Source organism: Streptomyces sp. NPDC059853 (genome assembly GCF_042731495.1).
Lineage (GTDB): Bacteria > Actinomycetota > Actinomycetes > Streptomycetales > Streptomycetaceae > Streptomyces.
The window spans coordinates 1-3255 of record NZ_JBHWJL010000425.1 but is presented as its reverse complement, the minus strand read 5'-3'; the positions used below and the strand labels follow the sequence as shown (position 1 = coordinate 3255).

General features: G+C 70.9%; 2 protein-coding genes and 1 pseudogene. All 3 read left to right on the top strand.

Annotated elements, in window-relative coordinates; translation table 11 throughout:
- Window positions 1-302 (top strand): annotated as a pseudogene (locus ACFV5N_RS26155) (MFS transporter); the annotation flags it as partial.
- A gap of 119 nt (window positions 303-421) precedes the next feature.
- Window positions 422-2611 (top strand): MMPL family transporter, encoded by a 2190-nt coding sequence (locus tag ACFV5N_RS26150; RefSeq protein ID WP_385604507.1) that lies wholly within the window; start codon window positions 422-424, stop codon window positions 2609-2611.
- A 207-nt stretch (window positions 2612-2818) separates the two neighbouring features.
- The coding region (locus tag ACFV5N_RS26145; RefSeq protein WP_385604504.1) for a dihydrofolate reductase family protein at window positions 2819-3255 on the top strand (437 nt) is incomplete at its 3' end.

The following is a 3255-nucleotide window of genomic DNA, read 5'->3' as shown; positions in this document are numbered from 1 at the left end:
GGGTGGGGCTGCACTATCTCGGTCAGCGCACGGCCGGATTCAGCTCCGGATTCGGAAACTTCTGTGCCAACGCGGGTGGTTTCGCGGCGATTTCCGCACTGGGCGCGATCAAGGACGGCACCGGGTCGTTCGCCCTCGGCTTCCAGCTGCTGGCCGGGCTGTACGGTCTGGCCCTGCTCGCCGTCCTGGCCCTCACCCGCACCACCCCGCTGACCGAGGGCTCGCTTCCGGCCCCGCCCGCGCCCGCGCCCGCCGCCGCCCCTGCCGCCCCGGATCCGGAACCGCCCGCCGGTATCCGGTGACCGGCCGCGCCTGCGCGCCGGTCCCGAGCCCGCCGGCCCGCCGCGTGTCGTAAATGTCCGCTACCTCCCTGTCCGGGGATGATCGCCTGTGATCTCCGCACCGGCCGGGAAGGAACACCATGTCCACGTTCTTGTTCCGCATCGGAAGGTGGTCCTTCCGGCGCCGCCGGATCGTGCTGGCGTGCTGGCTGCTGATCGCGGTCGTCACCATCGGCGTCGCGGTCACCGCCGGGGGCAAGACCAATGACAACTTCACCATCCCCGGCACCGAGTCGCAGCGCGCCACCGATCTGCTCGCTCAGCGCGTCCCCGCGCTGAGCGGCGGCCAGACCCAGGTCGTGTTCGCCGCCGAGGAGAACGCGCGCATCACCGACACCCGGCAGCGCGACGGGATCGAGGAGGCGGCGGCCAACCTGCGGAAGGTCAGCCAGGTCGCCGAGGTCGCCGACCCCTTCCGGGGCGGGGCGGTCTCACCGGACGGCACGATCGGACTCGGCTCCGTCCAGTACACCGTCGCGCCCGGCAGCGTGAACGCCTCGACGCTGGACGACGTGAAACGCGCGGTGCAGCCCGCCGAGGCCGCAGGGGTCCGGGTCGCCTACTCCGGCAGCGTCTTCCCCGGCTGGACCACCGCGCCCTCCGAAGGGCCCGAACTCGTCGGCGTCGTCGTCGCCCTGATCATCCTGCTGATCACCTTCGGCTCCCTGGTGGCGGCCGGCATGCCGATCATCACGGCGGTGCTCGGCGTACTGATCACCATCATGACCGTGGCCGCCTTCGCCGCCGTGGTGAACGTCGCCACCGCCTCCACCACCGTCGCCATCATGCTCGGGCTGTCCTGCGGCATCGACTACGGCCTGTTCGTGCTCTACCGGCACCGCAACCACCTCCTGCGCGGCATGGACCCGGAGGATTCCGTCGCCCTCTCCGTCGGCACGGCGGGCAGCGCCGTCGTCTTCGCCGCCGTCACCGTGATCATCGCGCTGTGCGGACTGTCGGTGGTCGGCATCCCGTTCCTCGCCGTGATGGGCCTGGCGGCGGCCGGGGCGGTACTGATCGCCATGCTGATCGCGCTCACCCTGCTGCCCGCCATGCTGGGCTTCGCCGGGCTGGGCATTCTGAGGTTCATCAGCCGCCCCCGCCGGCTGCACGCCCGCCTGGAGCGCACCGCGCACACCGCCGCCACCGCACCCGAGCAGCACCGGGGCGCGCTGTGGGGCGCCTTCGTCGTACGGCACCGGGTCACGGTGCTGATCCTCGGCGTCCTGCTGCTCGCGGTCATGGCCCTGCCCGCCACCCATATGCGGCTCGGGCTGCCCAGCGGCGCCGCACAGCCCACCTCCCACACCCAGCGCCAGGCGTACGACCTGATCACCGAGGGCTTCGGCGTCGGCGCCAACGGCCCGCTGCTCGTCGTCGCGGACGGGGTGACGGAGCAGAGCCAGACCGATCAGCTGATGGCCGCCCTCGGCAAGCTGCCCGACGTCGCCGCCGTGCAGCCGCTCACCGCGGAGGGCGGCGTCTCGGTCATCCAGGTCACCCCGCAGAGCGGGCCGAACGACCCGGAGACCACCAGCCTGGTGCACCGCATCCGCGACGACCGTGCCGCCATCGAGGGAAACACCGGCGCCACCATCCTGGTGGGCGGCAACACCGCCTCCAACATCGACGTCTCCGCCAAACTCTCCTCCGCGCTGCCCGTCTTCCTGATCGTGGTCGTGGGACTGGCGTTCATCCTGCTGACCTTCGCCTTCCGTACCTTCTTCGTCCCGCTCAAGTCGGTGCTCGGCTTCCTGCTGTCGATCCTCGCGGCCTTCGGCGCCCAGGTCGCCCTCTTCCAATGGGGCTGGGGACGCCACGTGTTCGGCATCGTGCCCGCCGAGACCGTCAGCTTCCTCCCGATCATCATGCTGGCGATCATCTTCGGACTCTCCAGCGACTACGAGGTCTTCGTCGTCTCCCGCATCAAGGAGGACTACTCGCAGACCGGCGACGCACGCGGAGCGGTGGTGCGCGGCATGTCGCATTCGGCACGTGTGGTCACCGCTGCGGCATTGATCATGTTCTGCATCTTCTTGGCGTTCATGTTCACCAGCGACCCGACCATCAAGGCGATCGGCTTCAGCTTCGCCATCGGCGTCCTGCTGGACGCCTTCGTGGTACGGCTCACCCTGGTCCCGGCCGTGATGGCCCTGGTCGGTGGCCGCATCTGGTCCCACCCGCGCTGGTTCCGCCACCTGCCCGACCCGGACATCGAGGGCAAGCGCCTGGAGGAGGCACGCCGGGGGAGCGGGGATCAGCGCCAGTAGTCGTCATCGGAGGAGCCGGGGCCGTACGACGAGCCGGAGGAGCCGTCCGTGACGGGGCCGGGGCCCAGCGGGGCCGTGCTCTCCGGCCGCCCCCCTGTGGGGCACCCGCGCCGCCCGTACCGCTGTCGTTTCCGTCCAAGACGGCCGCCGGGCCCGCGCCCTAGCGTGGGGGCCCGGCAGCTCACCCGATCATGAGGAGACAGCGGTATGCGTCGCCTGGTCTACACCGGTTTCGTTTCGCTCGACGGCGTCGTGGACTCGCCCGGCGGTCCGGAGGAGGGACACCGCAGCGGCGGCTGGGTGATGAACGACCTTCCGTTCGTCCCGGAAGCCTGGTCCCTCAAGGGCGAGGAACTCGCCGACACCACGGCGCTGATGTTCGGCCGCCGCAGCTACGAGGCGTTCGCCCGGGTCTGGCCGGGCTCGGCGGACCACGCCGAGTACAAGGAACTGCCCAAGTACGTGGTGTCCGGCACCCTGGCCGAGGACGCGGTCGTGGACGGGTGGGGGCCGACGACCGTCCTGCGCTCCACCGAGGACGTCGCCGCGCTCAGGGAGAGCGAGGGCGGGGCGATCTTCATCCACGGCAGCGCGGAGCTGGCCCGGCGGCTGTCGGACGCCGGACTGATCGACCAGTACAACCT